19 protein-coding genes are annotated in these 17,591 nt (G+C 71.0%); 10 read left to right on the top strand and 9 right to left on the bottom strand.

Annotated features, from left to right (window positions below):
* Positions 1 to 81 precede the first annotated feature (81 nt).
* Entirely contained in the window at positions 82 to 807 is a 726-nt protein-coding gene (locus SGFS_RS49535) for a DUF2470 domain-containing protein (protein WP_286259365.1), read from the top strand.
* On the opposite strand, the gene SGFS_RS49540 is transcribed toward SGFS_RS49535, so the two are convergent.
* From SGFS_RS49540 to SGFS_RS49550, 3 genes are all read right to left on the bottom strand, one after another.
* The gene (locus tag SGFS_RS49540) at positions 775 to 2,007 is read right to left on the bottom strand and encodes a lactonase family protein (RefSeq protein WP_286259366.1); all 1,233 of its coding nucleotides are present in this window, start codon (positions 2,005 to 2,007) and stop codon (positions 775 to 777) included. The two genes, SGFS_RS49535 and SGFS_RS49540, sit on opposite strands and share 33 nt — an antisense overlap.
* A 140-nt stretch (positions 2,008 to 2,147) precedes the next feature.
* Entirely contained in the window at positions 2,148 to 3,227 is a 1,080-nt protein-coding gene (locus tag SGFS_RS49545; RefSeq protein WP_286259367.1) for a hypothetical protein, read from the bottom strand.
* A 35-nt stretch (positions 3,228 to 3,262) separates the two neighbouring features.
* Positions 3,263 to 4,519 (bottom strand): aromatic acid exporter family protein, encoded by a 1,257-nt coding sequence (locus tag SGFS_RS49550; protein ID WP_286259368.1) that lies wholly within the window; start codon positions 4,517 to 4,519, stop codon positions 3,263 to 3,265.
* A 176-nt stretch (positions 4,520 to 4,695) separates the two neighbouring features.
* Here SGFS_RS49550 and SGFS_RS49555 point away from each other — a divergent pair, with 176 nt between their 5' ends.
* Positions 4,696 to 6,036: an erythromycin esterase family protein gene (locus SGFS_RS49555; protein ID WP_286259369.1), complete on the top strand. Its 1,341-nt coding sequence runs from the start codon at positions 4,696 to 4,698 to the stop codon at positions 6,034 to 6,036.
* 10 nt (positions 6,037 to 6,046) lie between these two features.
* Here SGFS_RS49555 and SGFS_RS49560 read toward each other — a convergent pair whose 3' ends face one another.
* The gene (locus tag SGFS_RS49560; RefSeq protein ID WP_286259370.1) at positions 6,047 to 6,541 is read right to left on the bottom strand and encodes an FBP domain-containing protein; all 495 of its coding nucleotides are present in this window, start codon (positions 6,539 to 6,541) and stop codon (positions 6,047 to 6,049) included.
* A 212-nt stretch (positions 6,542 to 6,753) separates the two neighbouring features.
* On the opposite strand from SGFS_RS49560, the gene SGFS_RS49565 reads away from it, so the two are divergent.
* The 4 genes from SGFS_RS49565 (at position 6,754) to SGFS_RS49580 (ending at position 9,241) form a co-directional block, all read left to right on the top strand.
* Complete coding sequence (locus SGFS_RS49565) at positions 6,754 to 7,563, top strand: DUF3626 domain-containing protein (RefSeq protein WP_286259372.1); 810 nt, start codon at positions 6,754 to 6,756, stop codon at positions 7,561 to 7,563.
* A gap of 46 nt (positions 7,564 to 7,609) precedes the next feature.
* Positions 7,610 to 7,858 carry a hypothetical protein gene (locus tag SGFS_RS49570; RefSeq protein ID WP_286259373.1) on the top strand — a complete coding sequence of 83 codons (249 nt, stop codon included), beginning with the start codon at positions 7,610 to 7,612 and terminating at the stop codon, positions 7,856 to 7,858.
* 63 nt (positions 7,859 to 7,921) lie between these two features.
* The gene (locus SGFS_RS49575) at positions 7,922 to 8,890 is read left to right on the top strand and encodes a phosphotransferase family protein (RefSeq protein WP_286259374.1); all 969 of its coding nucleotides are present in this window, start codon (positions 7,922 to 7,924) and stop codon (positions 8,888 to 8,890) included.
* Positions 8,891 to 8,962: 72 nt separating this feature from the next.
* Positions 8,963 to 9,241, top strand: a complete 279-nt coding sequence (locus SGFS_RS49580; protein WP_286259375.1) for a hypothetical protein — start codon at positions 8,963 to 8,965, stop codon at positions 9,239 to 9,241.
* Between the two features lie 376 nt (positions 9,242 to 9,617).
* Here SGFS_RS49580 and SGFS_RS49585 read toward each other — a convergent pair whose 3' ends face one another.
* On the bottom strand, positions 9,618 to 10,631 hold the full coding sequence (locus SGFS_RS49585; RefSeq protein ID WP_286259376.1) for a PHP domain-containing protein: 1,014 nt from the start codon (positions 10,629 to 10,631) through the stop codon (positions 9,618 to 9,620).
* A gap of 128 nt (positions 10,632 to 10,759) precedes the next feature.
* Between SGFS_RS49585 and SGFS_RS49590 the strand changes: the two genes are divergently transcribed.
* On the top strand, positions 10,760 to 11,008 hold the full coding sequence (locus tag SGFS_RS49590) for a hypothetical protein (RefSeq protein WP_286259377.1): 249 nt from the start codon (positions 10,760 to 10,762) through the stop codon (positions 11,006 to 11,008).
* Here SGFS_RS49590 and SGFS_RS49595 read toward each other — a convergent pair.
* Together SGFS_RS49595 and SGFS_RS49600 are read right to left on the bottom strand one after the other, a co-directional pair.
* Positions 11,005 to 11,649 carry a VanZ family protein gene (locus SGFS_RS49595; protein ID WP_286259378.1) on the bottom strand — a complete coding sequence of 215 codons (645 nt, stop codon included), beginning with the start codon at positions 11,647 to 11,649 and terminating at the stop codon, positions 11,005 to 11,007. The two genes, SGFS_RS49590 and SGFS_RS49595, sit on opposite strands and share 4 nt — an antisense overlap.
* Positions 11,650 to 11,794: 145 nt before the next feature.
* Entirely contained in the window at positions 11,795 to 12,451 is a 657-nt protein-coding gene (locus tag SGFS_RS49600) for a DUF4230 domain-containing protein (RefSeq protein ID WP_286259380.1), read from the bottom strand.
* A 207-nt stretch (positions 12,452 to 12,658) separates the two neighbouring features.
* Here SGFS_RS49600 and SGFS_RS49605 point away from each other — a divergent pair, with 207 nt between their 5' ends.
* On the top strand, positions 12,659 to 13,612 hold the full coding sequence (locus SGFS_RS49605) for a ribose-phosphate diphosphokinase (protein ID WP_286259381.1): 954 nt from the start codon (positions 12,659 to 12,661) through the stop codon (positions 13,610 to 13,612).
* A 68-nt stretch (positions 13,613 to 13,680) separates the two neighbouring features.
* The gene (gene tuf / locus SGFS_RS49610) at positions 13,681 to 14,874 is read left to right on the top strand and encodes an elongation factor Tu (protein ID WP_286259382.1); all 1,194 of its coding nucleotides are present in this window, start codon (positions 13,681 to 13,683) and stop codon (positions 14,872 to 14,874) included.
* Between the two features lie 62 nt (positions 14,875 to 14,936).
* On the opposite strand, the gene SGFS_RS49615 is transcribed toward tuf, so the two are convergent.
* Both SGFS_RS49615 and SGFS_RS49620 read right to left on the bottom strand, forming a co-directional pair.
* Positions 14,937 to 15,320, bottom strand: a complete 384-nt coding sequence (locus tag SGFS_RS49615; protein WP_286259383.1) for an anti-sigma factor antagonist — start codon at positions 15,318 to 15,320, stop codon at positions 14,937 to 14,939.
* 147 nt (positions 15,321 to 15,467) lie between these two features.
* Positions 15,468 to 15,896: a MarR family winged helix-turn-helix transcriptional regulator gene (locus SGFS_RS49620; RefSeq protein WP_286259384.1), complete on the bottom strand. Its 429-nt coding sequence runs from the start codon at positions 15,894 to 15,896 to the stop codon at positions 15,468 to 15,470.
* Between the two features lie 105 nt (positions 15,897 to 16,001).
* On the opposite strand from SGFS_RS49620, the gene SGFS_RS49625 reads away from it, so the two are divergent.
* The gene (locus SGFS_RS49625; protein ID WP_286259385.1) at positions 16,002 to 17,459 is read left to right on the top strand and encodes an aldehyde dehydrogenase family protein; all 1,458 of its coding nucleotides are present in this window, start codon (positions 16,002 to 16,004) and stop codon (positions 17,457 to 17,459) included.
* Positions 17,460 to 17,591 lie beyond the last annotated feature (132 nt).

The following is a 17,591-nucleotide window of genomic DNA, read 5'->3' on the forward strand; positions in this document are numbered from 1 at the left end:
AACCGGCGAATGCCGGATCGCGGTTGGCGTACGCCCCGATCTTCGATAGGTTAGGCAAGGCTTACCTAAGGGAGGTTTGGGATGGGTGACCGTCACACCTGGACGGCCGCGCCCGCCGCGGCGGAGCGTGCCCGCTCGGTGCTCGCGGCGGCGTGGTCCTGCTCGGTGACCGCGGAGGGCGGCCGGGAGGAGTTCCTCGGCGCGCACACCGTCACCGAGGACGGCCGGGTGCTCCTGTGCGCACCCGAGGACAGCACGCTCCTCACGGCCGCGATCTGCGCGCCGCGCGGCGAGCCGACCGCGGTGCTGGAGTTCGCCGATGTCGCGCCCGTCCCCGTGCGCAACCGGATCCGGGCCCGCCTCTGGCTCGCCGGCTCGTTCGCGCCGAGGGGCGAGGAGCTGGAGTTCCAGCCCACGCGCATCGTGCTGCGGGAACCGTCCGGCGCTGTCGTCGTCGACCTCGACGAGTTCGCCGCCGCCGAACCCGACCCGCTCACCTCGGCCGAGTCCCGGCTGCTCACCCACCTCGCGGACGCGCACCCCGACGCGGTCGAGCGCCTCACCCGGCTCGTGCCGCACGACAGCCTGCACGGCGCCGTACGCGTCCAGCCGCTCGCCGTCGACCGGCACGGCCTCACCCTGCGCGTCGAGCGGGCCAGAACCGACGGCGACGTACGCCTGACCTTCCACAAACCCGCCGACGACGTGGCCCAGCTCACCGAGCGCATGCACATCCTGCTCGGCCAGGCCGCCGCGGCCTCCTGTCCCCGGGCCCTACAGCGGCAGCGCACAGACGGCGACGGGTGACGCGAACGGCTCACCCGCGAGCCGCAGTGCACCGCTGTCGGCGTCGACGTGGAAGACACCGACCGCGCCAGACCGCTGGAGCGAGGCGAACAGCAAGGAACCGTCCGGCGAGAAGGCGATCTGGCGCGGGAAGTCCCCACCCACCGGCACGGTGTCCAGCAGCCTCAACCGGGCACCGCTCGCCTCGACCGCGTACCGGGTCAGACTGTCGTGCCCCCGGTTGGCGAGAAACGCGTACCGTCCGTTCGCCGTCACCAGCAGCTGCGCGGGGTAGTTCGTGCCCTCGCCCGTGCCCGTGGACTGCGGCTCGCCCGGCGTGAGCTCGCCGCTGTCGGGGTCGTAGGCGCACACCACGACCGTGTTGTCGACCTCGTTCGCCAGGTAGGCGTACCGCCCGCCGGGATGGAAGGTGAGGTGCCGTGGCCCCGCGCCCGCGCGGGTCCGCGCCCGCGAGACCTCGGTGAGCGTGCCCTTCGACTCGTCGAGGCGGTAGCTGTAGACGGTGTCGGTGCCCAGGTCGACGGCGAGGACATGAGCACCGTCGGGACTGGCGGCGAACTGGTGCGCGTGCGGCCCTTCCTGCCCCGGACCCGGCGCCGGACTGTGGTGCACGACGAGATCCGTGCGCTCACCGAGGGCACCCGAGTCCTCGACGGGGTGCACGGCGACGCTGCCCGTGCCGTAGTTGGCGCTCAGCAGCCAGCGCCCTCCCGGGTGCACGGAGAGGTGGCAGGGGGCCTCGCCCCCGGTGCTCCGGGTGCCCAGGACACGACGGTCGGACAGCCGTACGGCGGTCACCCCGCCGTCCGCGCGCTCGTCCACGGCGTACAGCGTCCGGCCGTCCGGATGCACCGCGAGATACGACGGGTCACCGACCCCGGTGATCGTCGTCTGCCCGCTGACCTCGCCGGTCCGCGGGTCGTACGTCGCCACCCCGACGCCCTTGCCGCCGCCCTCGACCGAGGTGTACGTGCCGATGTAGAGCGGGCGGGGGCCGGTGGGCGTGGGCTCCGGAGACGGCGAAGCGGCGGACGGCTTCGAGGTCCCGTACGCCTCGGGGGTGGCCGACTCCGGTACGGCGGACTCGGGGGAGCCGGACGAGCAGCCCGCCAGGGACGCCGGAACGGCTGCCGCCGCGAGCGTTCCCAGGAGGCGGCGCCTGCTCCAGTCGCCCCGGTTCCCTACCGCCCCACTCGTCATGCGCGCACCTCGGGTCTCGCTCGTCTCGGCAGGCATCCACCTTGACGTGTTCGACCCGCGCGACGCAAAAGACCGGCGGTGGGCGTTGCGCGCCATGCGACACCCACCGCCGGTCTCCTGCCGGCCGCTGTCCGGGGCCGCTACCAGTCGCCGTCCTGGATCGGCTTGCCCGGCGTGTCACCGAGCGGCTTCACCTGGCCGGGGGCGGGCGGTTGCCACGGGTCGAGGTCGTCGCCCAGCCAGTCGCCGACCGGCTTCACCGCGCCCAGCTCGTCCGCCGGGGCCAGGTCATGGGCATCCTCGTCGTAGTAGTCGAACCACGGCAGCCCGGCCCGTGTGTACGCCGCGCGGTCGACGGGCGACGGCGGCGGGGCCTCGCCGGTGATCCGGCGCCACTCAGGCGGGGTGACCAGATGCACGAAGACCCGGCCGCCGGGTTCCTCGGCCCAGCTGCCGTGCGGCCGGTCGTCCTGGTAGACCTCCTGGCGCATCGAACCGCCCACGCCGAGCCCCATCGCGGCGGGCGCCCGGGGCGGACCGGCCGGCGCGCCGCCCACCGGGGCCGCACCCGGCGTCGGCGCGCCGTACGCGGCCTGGGGCGGCGGCATGGCACCCGGAGGCGGCAGCGGGAGGCCGCCGAACAGGCCGGCCGACTTCACCGACAGCGTTTCGAGGGAGAACTGCTGCTCCCGCCACTCGGCCAGCTTCGTGGCGTTCAGCGGGAACGACTGCAGCTGCACCCCGCCGAACACCTCCTCGCCGGTGACCTGGCCCTCGACCGTCGCCCCCAGCCCCAGCGGGACGGCCACGAACTGGCGGACCGTGCCCTTGCCGGAGTTGATCCCGTCGAGCCACGGCTGACGCGGCAGCACCACGTAGTTCTGCGGATCACGGGTGAGCGTGCTGCTCCACGGCTTGCCCGAGACCGCGCACACCTTGCCGACCCCCACCTGGAGGGCGGCCGGTTCGGTCGCACCCCCGAAGTGCAGCCACATCGCCTCACGCAGATACACCGGCAGCATCACCCCGCCGCGCGCCCGCATCTGCTCCGGGGCCGTGTGCGGGTAGTCCTCGACCCGGCGGATCGGGAAGTCGCCCAGCCCCGGCGGCAGTTGGTGCGTGCCCGACTCGGGCAGGCGCAGCGTGCGCTTGAAGCGCACCTGCACACCCCCCGGCAGACGCAGTGTGGTCCCGTCGATCCGCACGGTGCCTTCGGCCATTCCGTACGCTCCCCTCGATCTCGCCGTCCTGCCTGTCAGCTAGTACGTCCGACCGGGCCGGACCGGTTCCGGCGCAGGGGGATCCTGATGCCGACGCGGCCGAGGAGACGGGTGAGGCGCGGGGACAGTTCGCGTTCCTCACGGGTGCAGCGGTCGAGTTCCTCCAGCAGCCGCTGCGAGCGGTGCTCGGTGTCCAGCTCGTCCAGGACGCGGTTGACCTCCGTCAGCACGGCGCCGTGCAGCTGCCACTGCCGTGGGTCCCGCTGGATCTCCTCCAGCAGCAGCTTGGCGAGTCGGTCGCGGGTCGCCGTCGCCGTGGCCAGCTCGGCGGTGAGCCGGGCCTCCGCGGCGTCCGCGCTGCGGCTGACATCGGTGGTGACCAGCACCGCGAAGCTCACCACCGCGTCACCGATCTCGGCGAGCAGCCGCTCGATCGCCGCCCCCACCTGCGGTGAGAACAGCGGCTCGGGCTCCCGCTCCCGGGCGAGGTCGGTGAGGGTGCGGGCCAGCACCCGCAGCACGACCGTGCAGATCTCCAGGGTGTCCAGACCGGTGCGCAGCACGACCCGGTGGAGCAGTCCCTCCCGTACGCGCGGGTTGAGCTTGAGGCTGTCCTCGGCCTGTTTGAGGTCCGCGTCCACCTCGACGAGGTCGAAATCGAGCTGCCGGGCCTCGTCCAGGCGGGCCTCCGCGGCCTCCACGGCGGTGCGGCCCGCGGCCTCCTCGCCGACCCGGATCATCAGCCGCCGCATCCGGCGCGCCAGCTCCTCGATGGACTCACCGGCCGCCTCCACCCACACCGGGGGAGCGAACAGGAAGTTGAAGGCGAGCCCGACGACCGCGCCGATCAGCGTCTCGAGAACCCGGGCCCACGCCGTGTCCCCGACCCGGGTCACGCCGAGCACCAGCATCGCGCTGATCGCCACCTCGGGAACGTACTCGCTGACCCGGACCAGATGACCGACGGCCAGGGAGGCGAGGATCAGCAGGGCGAGGCTCCACCAGGTGAGGCCGACCCAGACGCTGAAGCCGATCGCGATGACGACACCGGCGACCACCGAGTTCACCCGGCGGATGCCGTTGGTGAGCGTGGCGTAGAGGGTGACCTGCACGACGAGCAGCGCGGTCAGCGGAGCCGTCAGCGGCGCCGCCTCCGGACTGACCCGCAGCGCCACGACGTACGCCACCGTCGCGGCCACCGCCGACCGGACCGACTGCACGACCACCGGTTCCTGCCGCCACTCGGCGACCCGCGTCCGGGCCGCGGCCCACACCCCACGTACGTCTCGCATCCTCGGGCCATGCCCCTTCCGCCGTGCGTCGAACTGTTGCGCGAGGACCTTAACCAGCGAAGTGTGGCTGGTGGGAGAGGGGGAGGGCCCCGAATTCCGCACACGGGGGCTGTCCCCACCGGTGTCCGGCGGTCCGCCCTATGGCGTGGGCCCGCTCCGCCCGCAAACCTTGCAGCATGAAGCGGCATCGAACCGGATTCTTATTGACCCTGCTCCTCTGCCTCGGCACAGCGGCGGCCGGAGCGACACCCACCTCGGCGACGAACCGCGACCCCGTCGTCGCCGCCCTCGAACGCTTCGCCCACCCCCTGCGTACTGTGGAACCGCGCGGCGACACCGGCGACCTGCGCCCGCTCGACCGGATGATCGGCGACGCGCGCGTGGTCGGCCTCGGCGAGGCCACACACAGCTCGCACGACTTCTTCGCCATGAAGCACCGCGTCTTCCGTCACCTCGTCGAGAAGAAGGGCTTCCGCACCTTCGCCCTGGAGGCCGGCTGGAGCACCGGTCTGCGCCTGAACGACTACGTCGTCCACGGCAAGGGGGACCCGAAGAGGATCATGCGGGAGGAGTTCCAGGCCGACTACCTCTGGTGGAACAACACCGACCAGCTGGCGCTCCTCACCTGGATGCGCGCCTACAACCGGCAGCACCCCCACGACCCCGTCCGGTTCATGGGCGACGACCTCGGCTGGGCCGGCCCCGAGCTGTACGACAAGGTCACCGACTACGTGACCCGCGCCCAGCCGGGGCTGCGAAAGCGGTTCGCCGCGCTGTACCGGGGCCTCAGGCCCACCGTGCCGACCGGCGAGTACATGGCCGCGTACATGACCAAGCCGCTCGTCGAGCGCCGGGGCATGGCCGCCCGTACCGGCGAGGCCCTGAAGCTGCTGCGCAAGCAGTCGCCGGGCGCCGACCGGACGGCGTACGACTGGGCGGTGCGGCACGCCACGGTCGTCGACCAGGTCGCGCGCTTCTACGCCTTCGACTTCGGCGACGGCGAGAGCGAAGGGCAGCTCGCGGACGCCATGCGCTACCGCGACCAGGTCATGGCGGACAACACGGTCTGGTGGCAGAAGCACACCGGCACCAAGGTCCTGCTGTCGGCGCACAACGCGCATCTCGCCTATGAGACCACCGACCCCGCCCGTTACCCCCGGATGCAGGGCGCGTTCCTGCGCGACCGCCTCGGGGCCGCGTACGTCAGTGTCGGTTTCACCTTCGACCGGGGTTCGTTCAACGCGCTGGGCGAGGAGGGGAAGAACGAGCGCTTCACCGTCGGCCCGGCCGCCGCCGGCACCAACGAGCGCACCCTCGACCGGGTGGGCCTGCGGGACTACGCCGTCGATCTGCGGACCGTGCCGGAGCCCGCCCGGACCTGGCTGGACCGGAAGCGTCCCACGCGGAGCATCGGCACGATCTACCCCGACGACCTGTACGACATCGCGCTCGCCCGCAGCCACGACGTGCTGATCCATCTGCATGACATCGAGGCCGCGAAGCTACGGGACCAGTAGTTCCCCGGCCTCAGTCGTACAGCTTCTCCAGGAACGCCGACAGATTGCCCACCGTCCGGGCGACCTGCTCCTCCGTCGTGAGGGTCTCCTCGAACCGGCTGCCGGAGTCGAGGGGCTTCTTTCCGCGCACGTACAGCGAGCACGCCAGATCGGCGCACATGTAGACACCCACGGAGTTCCCCTCGCGCCCGGCCGGGCCCGCCTTGCGGGCCGTCATCAGCGAGACGCCGCTGCCCCGGTGCGTCGTCAGACAGAGCGAGCACATGCTGCGGTGCAGGAAGCCGCGCTGGGAGGAGGGGAACCGCAGGGTCACGCCGGCGAGCCGGCCCGCGTGTTCGGTGACGAGATAGCTGCGGTCGGGCGCGCCCGGGTCCCGCCAGCCGAGGAAGTCGAGGTCGTCCCACGGGCGTTCGTCGAGGTCACGAGGTATCGGGAGCCGCTTCGCCTCGCCCTTGGAGCAGTTGATAAATGAGTTGCGGATGTCCTGCTCGGTGAGCGACTTCATGGTGAGTCCTTACCTGTGGGGGTGACGGGCCAGAAACCTAGGGTTCCTAGGTTTCTGCCTAGCCTATTCGGCAATTCGGAAGTGAGCCAATGGATTTCGTCGTTCCGCCGCGCGTCGCATCGGATGCGTCAAGCGCATCGGCCGCCCCTCGCGTCGGCCCGGCGCAGGAGCTGGCCCTGCGTCATGTCGCCGCACGCTCCTCGGGCCCGGCCGTGCCCCCGGACTTGCGGGTGACCCTCAACTTCCACCCCGACCGCCTCGTGGGCGGGCTGACGATCCTCGAAGCGCTGGAGCGGGACGGCACATATCGCTCGCAGTTCGTCACGGGCACCAGCAACGGCGGGCTGACCGCGCACCCCGGCGGCGACCGGTGGCGCTGGGAGAGCCGGATCTTCGGCGGGGCGTACGACAATGCGGCCGCGCGCGAACGCCCCGTGTACGGCGCGCTCGACTTCCGGCGCCAGGTCGTGGGCGCCGCACCCCGCTTCGGCTCCTCGCACTTCCGGCTGACCGGCGAGACGCTGGGCCGCGCCACGTTCTGCTACCCGGACAGCGCGGCCGAACCGGCCGACTTCGGGGTGGCCGCCGGGATGTCCCTCATCGCCCTGGCCGACGCGGACGACCAGGACGCGCTCAACGACTACATCGAGGCGCAGGTGCACGGACCGGTCGCCCTGGACCGGGACGTGGAGGCGCTCGTGCTGGACGCCTGCTACCGGGACACCCCCGTCGAGGCCGCCGCCCGCCGACTGCCCTGCCCGCTCGAATGGCACCCCGGCTACCGGCTCACCGTCGCCGAGCTGAGACGCCATCCCGACTATCGCGGCCCGGAGTTCGTCGACCTGGGCGCCCTGATCGCCGAGAACGGCCGACTGGACCCGCGCGTCATCGGCGACGCGGCGCGCGGCGGGCGCCACGCGTTGCAGGACCTGAAGATGGTCTGGCACTGCCTGGCTCGTTACGGGGCGCCGGAGGGCGCTGGAACGGCTCGTTCCGTCAACGACCGGTCCGCGTCGATCTGATATGGCTCGGGTGGGGTCCCGATCAACCAAAGGGGAGGGGCTTGGCGTGGGTGGAGATGGGCGGCGGATCTGCGCAGCCGCCGACCCTCGACGGTCACTCCGCCGGGGCGCCCTCCGGCGCGGGCGCCCTGCACGGTTCGCGCAGGGCGCGCCCGGCGTCCGCGAGGCCTTCCGTACGCTGCGCGCGGAGCGCGCACCCGGCACGGACGCCGAGCAGCGGCCGAACGAGCTGATCGCCTCCGGCCGCCATGTCGAGGATGTGTACGCCGCCGGCCGGCCGCTCGGTAACCGGTAATCCCGGTTACATGCGTGGGGCCCACCTGGCAGAGTGGCCCCACGCGACGGGACGGGGGCTGCGGTGGGTGAAGAGGAGAGGGCTCGGCTGATCCTGGAGGCGGCAGGACTGCCGCCCGGGAGTCTCGCCGAGCGGCGCCCGCTCAGCGGGGGCACGTACAACACCGTCGAGGAACTGCGCCTCACCGACGGCACCCGCCTCGTCGTGAAGATCCCCCCTCCGCCCACCACCCCCGGCCTGGCCCACGAGCGCGCCCTGCTCACCGCCGAGGCCGAGTTCTGCCGCGCCGCCGCCACGGTCGGCGTACCCGCGCCGGAGGTGGTCGCTGCGGCGTCCACGGGCCGGCATCTCCTGCTCACCCACTGCCCGGGCGGATCGTGGGAGGGGCTCGAGCCGGGGCAGATCGCGGCACTGCGCCGGGAACTGGGCGGCCTGGTGGCCCGCCTCCACCGGGTGACCGGCCCCGGCTTCGGGTACCCGTCCGGCGCCCTCGGCCCCCTCGCCCCCGACTGGCGCACCGCCTTCGTCACCATGTACGACGCCGTGCTCGCCGACGCCCGCCGCTACCAGGCCTGGCTGCCGGTCCCGGTGGACGAGGCGGCCCGTACGGCGAAGGCCGCGTACGACACCCTCGACGAGGTGACCGTCCCACGCCTGGTCCACTTCGATCTGTGGAACGGCAACATCCTTGTGGAACAGGGGAGTTCACAAGGGAGCGCTCCGCGCATCGGCGGCCTCATCGACGGCGAGCGCATGTTCTGGGGCGACCCCCTGGCGGACTTCGTCTCCCTCGCGCTCCTCGACGACATCGAGCGGGACGAGCCGTTCCTGTCGGGATACCGGGAGGCGGGCGGGGATGTCGCATTCACGCCGTCGACCCGACGCCGGTACGCCCTCTACCGCAGCTACCTCTACCTGATCATGCTCGTGGAGTCGGTGCCGCGCGCATCCGGCGAGGAGCACGACGCGTGGGCACGGAAGGTGGTGGCACCACAGCTCACGGCCGCACTCGACGCACTGGCGACCCTCTGACGGGGTTTCGGCGGTCCTCCCGGAGGTACTCGCGTCGACGCACGCAGAAAAAGGGGGGGAGAGGAGCACGCCGTGACCGAGTACCGACCGGAGAGCCCCGGCGAGGGCGGTGAACCCGTCCCGCGGGACCTGCCCGACCAGCAGGCCCACGAGGGCGAGGACCCCTGGGACGCGAACCCCGACAGCGCCGAGGGCGAAGGCGCCGACGGCGAAGGCGCCGACGGGGAAGGCGCCGACGGCGAGGGTGACGACGTGCCCGACACGGATGTGGCGGGCACCGGCCGCAAGGGCGCACCGAGGTCGGGATCCGTCCACCCCGAACAGCCCGTACCGGACGAACCCGCCGACTGATCCGGGCAGCGCACCCGGCAAGGGTGCGGCAGAGGCACACGGTGGGCACGGCTTGGCGCAAACAGCACAAGAGCGCCCGCACCCACGGGATGATCACCCCATGGCCGCCTGGCCGCCTGGTCGACGGGCGCAGGACCGATCCCGAGGGTGCCTACGCCCATCTGCGCGCGGGGGTGCCGGAGAGGCCCGAAGGAGCTCGTGACCACCGCAGGACAGGGAAAAGCCCCGACCGGACGGGGGAATCGCGGTCGGGGCAGTCTGCGTGGTGTCGCTCCTTGTTCAACGGGAAATTACCAGGTGCTGTTCCCTCCAGAACCGGACATTAGCGGTGATCTGCGTCACGCCTCCGAAATCCAGCAGAGAGGTCATGACCAGGTCATTTCTCCCCGGCCCACGCCAGCAGCCGCTCCACCGGCCAGGTCGTGACCACGCGCTCCGCCGGCACCCCGCACTGCTCCGCCCGCGCGCAGCCGTTGATCTGCCAGTCGAGCTGGCCCGGTGCGTGCGCGTCGGTGTCGATCGAGAACAGCGTGCCCGCCTCCACCGCCCGGCGCAGCAGCCGTTTCGGCGGGTCGAGCCGCTCGGGACGGCAGTTGATCTCCACCGCCGTACCGGTCTCCGCGCAGGCCTCGAAGACCGCGTCCGCGTCGAACTCCGACTCGTGCCGCCCGCGCCCGGCGAGCAGCCGTCCCGTGCAGTGGCCGAGGATGTCGGCGTGCGGGTCGCGCACGGCGGTGACCATACGGCGGGTCATCGACCGTGCGTCCATGCGCAGCTTGGAGTGCACGGACACCACGACGACATCGAGCCGGTCCAGCAGTTCGGGCTCCTGGTCCAGCGAGCCGTCGTCGAGGATGTCGCACTCGATACCGGTGAGCAGCCGGAAGGGCGCCCACTTCGCGTTCAGCGCGGTCACCACGTCCAACTGCTCCCGCAACCGCTCCGGTGACAGACCACGGGCCACGGTCAGCCGTGGCGAGTGATCGGTGAGCACCGCCCACTCGTGGCCCAGCTCCGCCGCCGTACGGCCCATCTCCTCGATCGGGGAGCCGCCGTCCGACCAGTCCGAGTGCACATGGCAGTCGCCCCGCAGCAGCGCCAGCAGCCGCCCGCCGCCGTCCGGCGGGGCGGCCTCGGCGGCCTCCCGTTCCAGCTTGTCCAGATAGCCGGGTATCCGCCCGGCCAGTGCCTCGCGCACCACCTGCGCCGTCTTCGGCCCCACCCCCTTCAGTGACTCCAGCGACCCGGCGGCCGAACGCTCCGCCACCTCGTCCGCGGGCAGCGCGCCGAGCACGGATCCTGCGGTGCGGAAGGCCCGTACGCGATAGGTGGGGGCCTGGGCCCGCTCCAGCAGGAACGCGATCCGCTCCAGAGCCTCGACGGGATCCATCGCCACCTCCAGCCCGCGCGCCCGAGCCCCCGCCTCCAGCCTCGCCCGAGCTCGGGGTGCCCGCACGGTGGGCCGCCCACGACGCCCGTACACCTCCAAATCGGGTGGAACCGCTCTACGCTCTAGACATGACGGAAATCGCGAGTCCTCACATCTCCCACCCCCGGGTCATGGTGCTCGGGGTTCAGCCGGGTACGCCGCCGTTCCGGATCGTGGAGATCGACGGTCAGGTGGTCGGCGAGGCGAGGACGCTGACGGACGTGCTCCTGGCCGCCGCGGCGTACGGCATCACCGTCCACGACGCCGACGACCCGGAGCAGGTCCGCTGGGTGGGCGGAGACAAGCTCACCTGGCGGCTGCACCAGAAGATGCGCTAGGCCTTGCCGGCTGTTTTGTCGGCCGGCTTGCCAGTCGCCTTGCCGGGCGGCTTGCGCGTTCCCTTGCGGCGGCTTGCACGCGGGCGCCGGGCCGGTCCGCCCTGCGGCGCGCTGTCCTGGGCGGGTACGTGCACGGCCCGGCCCAGCCGTCGGCCGAGCAGCAGATAGCCCAGCAGTGCCCCCGCGGTGTTGAGGATGACGTCATCGATGTCGAACGCGCGTCCGGTTATCAGTGCGCCCTGCACCAGCTCGACCATCAGCATCATCAAGGCGGTCAGCGCGGGGATGCGCAGCAGCCCGCGCGCCCCGGGCGCCAGCACCGGCAGCAGCACGCCGAAGGGCACGCCGAGCAGGACGTTCCCGCCGATCTGCTTGAGCGCGTCACGCGGGGAGGCGTAGTTCAGGTAGAGCTCCAGGGAGCTGCCGGGGCGCAGATTGCTGTGCGTGAGCTCCGTCGACGCCGGCGAAGGCTGGAGCGTGAGCCCGGCCAGTACCGCGCCGAACGCCACCATGGCCAGGAACGCCAGCGCCATCACCAGCAGCCGCAGGGGCAGTGCGAGTGGCCGACGCGCGGGTGGGGCCGCGGGTGCCGCCCGGCGGCCGGAGGTCGTGGAACGGGAACGTGACGTGGTACGGGCCATACAACCCTCCCAGATTCAACTTCCCTTTGTCTCAAGGTGGTTACCCCGGTGGAGGCCCACAATGCCGACCCGTTCGCGCGCCCGACTCGGCCCGGACCGCAGTCCGGGCCGAGTCGGGGCGGGGCCTGGCGCCACGACGCCACCCTCAGGACGAGAACGTCACCTTCACCTCCTTGAAGCCCAGGGACTTCAGCAGCCCTTCGAGCATGTCGGTCGTGTTGGACTCGGCGCGGTCGGTCAGCCTGCTCTCCTTCGCGGCGTCGCCGATGTGCTTGACCGCGAGCTTCTGCACGGCCTGTTCGCTGTTGGGGTTGTCGGAGAACATGTCGCCGAGGCGGTCGAGGAGACCGCGTTGCTTGGAGACGGCGTAGGAGTGCTCGGTGTCGAGGGCGGGGGTGCCCAGCTTCGCGTGCGGAAGGTTGATGGTGGCCGTGGTGCGGTCCTTGTCGACCTTCACATCGTTCTCGCCCACCTCGCCGAGGTCGACGTAGGCGTCCACGGTGCCCGCGCCGACGTACAGCGTGCGGGTGCCGCGGATCGCGTCCGGCAGGTACTTGGCGTCCTTCTCCAGGTCGACGACCACCTGGAAGTTGCCCGAGGCGGCGTCGTAACGGCTCATGTCCTGGATGGACTTCAGGAGTGTGGGCCCCGAGCGGTCGTGCTCCTCGGTTCCGAACACGTCGTCCAGCCCGCCGAGGAGCAGCAGCCGCAGGGCGGCCAGCAGTACCACGATGAGGACGACCACGGCGGTGAGCAGTTTCGCCCAGCCGGGCAGACGCATGCGCTTGATGGACGTCGTCATGTCGACGGTCCTCCTTCCCTATTCAACGAATGCCCTCAAAGTCCCTGAGGGAACGCGGAGTTGGGGATTGTCCTTACTTCGCCGTAGGGCGGGCGTGTGTCGCGTCCGGGGTGCCGGGTCGAATCTGCGTACGACTCTCGGTCGGGTCGTGGCCAGTAGCATGAGCCGCGCAACCCGTAATGATCATGTTCATACGAGGAGCCGACCGTGCGTGACATCGCCGTTTTCACCGGAAGCGCCCACCCCGAGCTCGCGGACGAGGTCTGTGCGCACCTCGGGGTGCCGCTGAGCCCGACCCGGGTGAGCCGGTTCGCCAACGACTGTCTGGAGGTGCAGCTCCAGGGCAACTGCCGTGAGCGGGACGTGTTCCTGATCCAGCCGCTGGTCGCGCCCGTGCAGGAGCACCTCGTCGAGCTGCTGCTGATGTGCGACGCGGCCCGGGGCGCCTCCGCGGGCCGGATCACCGTGGTCATGCCGCACTATTCGTACGCCCGCTCCGACAAGAAGGACGCGCCCCGTATCTCCATCGGCGGCCGGCTCGTCGCCGACCTCATGGTGTCGGCGGGCGCCAGCCGGGTCCTCGCCATGACGCTGCACTCGCCGCAGGTCCACGGCTTCTTCTCGGTGCCGGTCGACCACCTGCACGCGCTGCGCGAACTGGCCGCGCACTTCCGCCGGTACGACCTGTCCCGTACGACGGTCGTCTCGCCGGACCTCGGCAACGCCAAGGAGGCGGCGGCCTTCGCGCGGATGATCGGCGCGCAGGTCGCCGCGGGCGCCAAGCAGCGGTTCGCGGACGACCGGGTGCGGATCAGCTCGGTGATCGGTGAGATCGCCGGGCGGGACGTCATCGTGCTCGACGACGAGATCGCCAAGGGCAGCACCGTCCTGGAACTCCTCGACCGGCTGCGGGAGCTGGGCCCGCGCTCGATCCGGGTGGCGTGCACCCACGGCCTGTTCGCCGCCGGGGCCCTGAAACGGCTGGGCGAGCAGCCCGACGTCCTGGAGATCGTGTGCACCAACACCGTGCCGGTCCCCGTGGAGGAGCGCACCGAGAAACTACAGGTGCTCTCCATCGCCCCCGCGCTCGCGGAGGCCGTGCGCCGCATTCACAACGGTGAGTCCGTCAGCGCCCTGTTCGACGCGCCGCCGAGCGAATAGAACAGGTAGGAGGACAACTGAACAGTGCTCGCGCTCGGCACCACTCACCTGACCAGGGAGGGCTCGCAGTGGCGAAGGCGAAGTTCGAGCGGACCAAGCCGCATGTGAACATCGGGACCATCGGGCACATCGACCACGGCAAGACCACACTGACGGCGGCCATCACCAAGGTGCTGCACGACCGGTTTCCCGGCCTGAACCCCTTCACGCCGTTCGACCAGATCGACAAGGCGCCCGAGGAGCGGCAGCGCGGCATCACCATCTCCATCGCGCACGTCGAGTACCAGACCGAGCGCCGGCACTACGCGCACGTCGACTGCCCCGGGCACGCCGACTACATCAAGAACATGATCACGGGCGCGGCCCAGATGGACGGCGCGATCCTCGTCGTCGCCGGCACCGACGGGCCGATGCCGCAGACCAAGGAACATGTGCTGCTGGCCCGGCAGGTCGGCGTCCCGTACATCGTCGTCGCCCTCAACAAGACCGACATGGTCGACGACGAGGAGATCCTGGAACTCGTGGAGCTGGAGGTGCGCGAGCTGCTCACCGAGTACGAGTTCCCGGGCGACGACGTGCCCGTCGTACGGGTCTCCGCGCTCAAGGCCCTCGAAGGGGACCCGGAGTGGAGTGCTTCCGTCCTCGAACTCGTCGCCGCCGTCGACGAGTTCGTGCCCGAGCCGGAGCGTGACGTCGACAAGCCGTTCCTGATGCCGATCGAGGACGTCTTCACCATCACGGGGCGGGGCACGGTCGTCACCGGACGCATCGAGCGGGGCACACTGCGGGTGCACAGCGAGGTCGAGATCGTCGGCGTCCACGAGCGCAGTACCAGGACCACGGTCACCGGCATCGAGATGTTCCGCAAACTCCTCGACGAGGGCTGGGCGGGGGAGAACGTCGGCCTGCTGCTGCGGGGCGTCAAACGGGAGGACGTGGAGCGCGGCCAGGTCGTCATCAAGCCCGGCTCGGTCACCCCGCACAAGGAGTTCGAGGCGCGGGCGTACATCCTGTCCAAGGACGAGGGCGGGCGGCACACACCGTTCTTCGAGAACTACCGGCCGCAGTTCTACTTCCGGACCACCGATGTGACGGGTGTGGTGTCACTGCCGAGGGGCACCGAGATGGTCATGCCCGGAGACAACACCACGATGCTCGTCCGGCTCATCCAGCCGATCGCGATGGAGGAGGGACTGAAGTTCGCGATCCGCGAGGGCGGCCGGACCGTGGGCGCCGGGCAGGTCATCCGGATCATCAAGTGAAGGACCGTCAGATGAGCGCACCCCCGAAGGCGGCGGTCGTGCCGCGGCCCGGGGGTACGCGGTCATAATGTGCCGGACGTGGCCTCGGGCTGCCCCAGGGCCGCGTCCAGCGACGGCGCCGGCGGCAGCAGGCGCGACAGACCCGTCACCTTCAGCACGCGCAGGGTGAGCGGGTGCGTGCAGACGAGGCGCAGCTCGCCGCCGTGGTCGAGGACCCGGTGGCGGGCCCGGTAGAGCAGGCGCAGCCCGGAGCAGTCGAAGAACGCGATGTGGCGGAGGTCGATCACGACCCGGGCCGCGGCGCTGCCCGTCGCCGCGTCCAGATGCGGAATGATCTCCACGGCCGCCGCGATGTCGATCTCGCCGCGCAGCTCCAGCACGGTGTGCCCGCGCTCCGTGCGGACGCGCAGGAACTCGGTCGCGGGCGGTGTGGGGTCGTACGGCACGACGACATCGCCTCCAACCGGCTTTCGTGCGGGCAACACCCGCCCCCGCCCTGCAAGTTACCCTCGATGGAGTGAATTTGAGCATGTTCGATTGACATATGTCTTCGATTTAGAGGGTGAGTCGTCCGGAGTTTTGCGGAGGGCCGCCTACGACAACGCGTGCCACGCCTTCGACAGGGCCTGCCGGAACTGGTCGGCCTGGTGCGCGGTGAGGTCGCGGATCATGCGTTCCTCCAGGTCACGCACGGGTTCGGCGACGCGGTCGAGCAGCTCCCGCCCCTCGTCGGTCAGCAGGATCAGCAGCTCGCGCCGGTTGTGGGGATTCCGCTCCCGGCGCACAAGTCCGCGGTTCTCGAGACTTCGCACCAGATCCGCGATGGACTGGGCGGTGACGAACGAGTCGCGGGCCAGCTGGGCGGCCGACAGGCCGTCGTGCCGCTGCAGGACCGTGAGCGAGGTGTACTGCAGCGCCGTGATCCCCGAGGGCTTGACCAGCTCGTCCAGATGCGAGCGGACAACGAGCTCCACTTGCTTGACCATGTAGAGGAGGGAGGGCGGTGCCTTGGTGCTGACCATGAGGTCAGCGTAAGGCATTGACAGGAAACCTGTGTGTAATGAGACTGCGAACCAACAGGAATCCTGTTGGTTGAAATCTTAGCGATCAAGGCTGAGGAGTGGGCAATGACGACCACCTTCGAGAGCGGGCCCGGGCGGCTGTTCATCGGTGGACAGTGGCTCGAGGCGACTGACGGGGCACGCGCCGACGTGATCGACCCGTCCACGGGCCAGGTGGTCACGACCGTCGCGGAAGCAGGCGCCGCCGACGTCGACGCCGCTGTACGGGCCGCCCGTGAGGCATTCGACAACGGCACCTGGTCCGGGTTGAGCGGCCGCGAGCGCGGCCGGATACTGGGCCGCGTCGCCCAGCTGATCAGGGAGAACGCCGACGAGATCGCGGCCCTGGAGAGCCGCGACGTGGGCAAGCCGATCACCCTGGCGCACGCCGTCGACGTGACCAACGCGGCCAACGACTACGAGTACTACGCCTCCCTCGCCTGGTCCCTGGACGGCTCGGCCCGCGACGTCCCGAACAACCGCCTCGCCTACACCAAGCGCGGCCCCATCGGTGTGGTCGGCGCGATCACCCCGTTCAACTTCCCGCTGATCCTGGCCGGCTCCAAGATCGCCCCCGCGCTCGCGGCCGGCAACACGGTCGTGCACAAGCCGGCCGAGGAGACCCCGCTCAGCGCCCTCTACATGGCGGGGCTCCTGAAGGAGGCCGGCGTCCCGGACGGCGTCTACAACGTCGTCACCGGCACGGGCCCGGTCGCCGGCGAGGCGCTGCTGCGCAACCCCGGTGTCGACAAGATCGCCTTCACCGGCTCCACCGCGACCGGCAGGCACGCGGCGAGCGTCGCCGGCGAGGGCCTGAAGCAGGTCACGATGGAGCTCGGCGGCAACGCGGCGCACCTCGTCTTCGAGGACGCCGACATCGAGAAGGCCATCGGCGCCATCATCAAGGGCTTCGTCTTCAACACCGGCCAGTTCTGCATGGGCGGCCCCCGTCTGCTGGTCGCCCGCTCGGTCTACGAGACCGTGGTCGGCATCCTCGCCGACGCCGTGCCCGGCGTGCCGATCGGCGACCCCCGGCAGCCCGAGACCGTCATCGGCCCGATGGCGGGCGAGCGGCACCTGAAGAAGGTCGAGGAGTACGTCGAGCTGGCCCGCAAGGAGGGCGGCCGCATCGTCTGCGGCGGCGAGCGCCTCGACCTGAACGGCGGCTTCTACTACAAGCCCACCGTCATCGCCGACCTCGGCAACGACTCCCGGGTCGTCCAGGAGGAGGTCTTCGGACCGGTCCTCACCGTGCAGCCCTTCGACTCCGAGGACGAGGCCGTCGAGCTGGCCAACTCCACGCCGTACGGCCTGGCCTCGGGCATCCAGACCACCAACCTCACCCGCGCCCACCGCGTCGCCGACCGCCTCCAGGCGGGCATCGTCTGGATCAACGACTGGCCGATGCTCGACCCCGCCGTGCCCTTCGGCGGTGTGAAGGCCTCCGGCTTCGGCCGCGAGTACGGCCCCGAGGCCCTGGAGTCCTACACCAAGGTCAAGTCCGTCGTCGTCTCGCTCGACTGAGCACTTCCCCGGGATCACCAGTGAGCCGCTGGGAGCGCTCCGGTGTCGAGGGCGCGAGCGCGCGGAGGCCCGACGAAGTGGGGCTGAGCACGGTCGCGCCCCCGACACCGGCCGGAGCGCTCCGGAGGCTCA

The organism is Streptomyces graminofaciens (genome assembly GCF_030294945.1).
GTDB lineage: Bacteria > Actinomycetota > Actinomycetes > Streptomycetales > Streptomycetaceae > Streptomyces > Streptomyces graminofaciens.

What these genes read in the sequence shown, in the direction of transcription:
- SGFS_RS49550 (WP_286259368.1), bottom strand. Translation starts at nt 4,519, where the DNA reads ATGCGAGACGTACGTGGGGTGTGGGCCGCGGCCCGGACGCGGGTCGCC.
- SGFS_RS49545 (WP_286259367.1), bottom strand. Translation starts at nt 3,227, where the DNA reads ATGGCCGAAGGCACCGTGCGGATCGACGGGACCACACTGCGTCTGCCG.
- SGFS_RS49600 (WP_286259380.1), bottom strand. Translation starts at nt 12,451, where the DNA reads ATGACGACGTCCATCAAGCGCATGCGTCTGCCCGGCTGGGCGAAACTG.
- SGFS_RS49620 (WP_286259384.1), bottom strand. Translation starts at nt 15,896, where the DNA reads ATGGTCAGCACCAAGGCACCGCCCTCCCTCCTCTACATGGTCAAGCAA.
- SGFS_RS49625 (WP_286259385.1), top strand. Translation starts at nt 16,002, where the DNA reads ATGACGACCACCTTCGAGAGCGGGCCCGGGCGGCTGTTCATCGGTGGA.
- SGFS_RS49560 (WP_286259370.1), bottom strand. Translation starts at nt 6,541, where the DNA reads ATGAAGTCGCTCACCGAGCAGGACATCCGCAACTCATTTATCAACTGC.
- SGFS_RS49535 (WP_286259365.1), top strand. Translation starts at nt 82, where the DNA reads ATGGGTGACCGTCACACCTGGACGGCCGCGCCCGCCGCGGCGGAGCGT.
- SGFS_RS49595 (WP_286259378.1), bottom strand. Translation starts at nt 11,649, where the DNA reads ATGGCCCGTACCACGTCACGTTCCCGTTCCACGACCTCCGGCCGCCGG.
- SGFS_RS49585 (WP_286259376.1), bottom strand. Translation starts at nt 10,631, where the DNA reads ATGGATCCCGTCGAGGCTCTGGAGCGGATCGCGTTCCTGCTGGAGCGG.
- SGFS_RS49540 (WP_286259366.1), bottom strand. Translation starts at nt 2,007, where the DNA reads ATGACGAGTGGGGCGGTAGGGAACCGGGGCGACTGGAGCAGGCGCCGC.
- SGFS_RS49590 (WP_286259377.1), top strand. Translation starts at nt 10,760, where the DNA reads ATGACGGAAATCGCGAGTCCTCACATCTCCCACCCCCGGGTCATGGTG.
- SGFS_RS49555 (WP_286259369.1), top strand. Translation starts at nt 4,696, where the DNA reads ATGAAGCGGCATCGAACCGGATTCTTATTGACCCTGCTCCTCTGCCTC.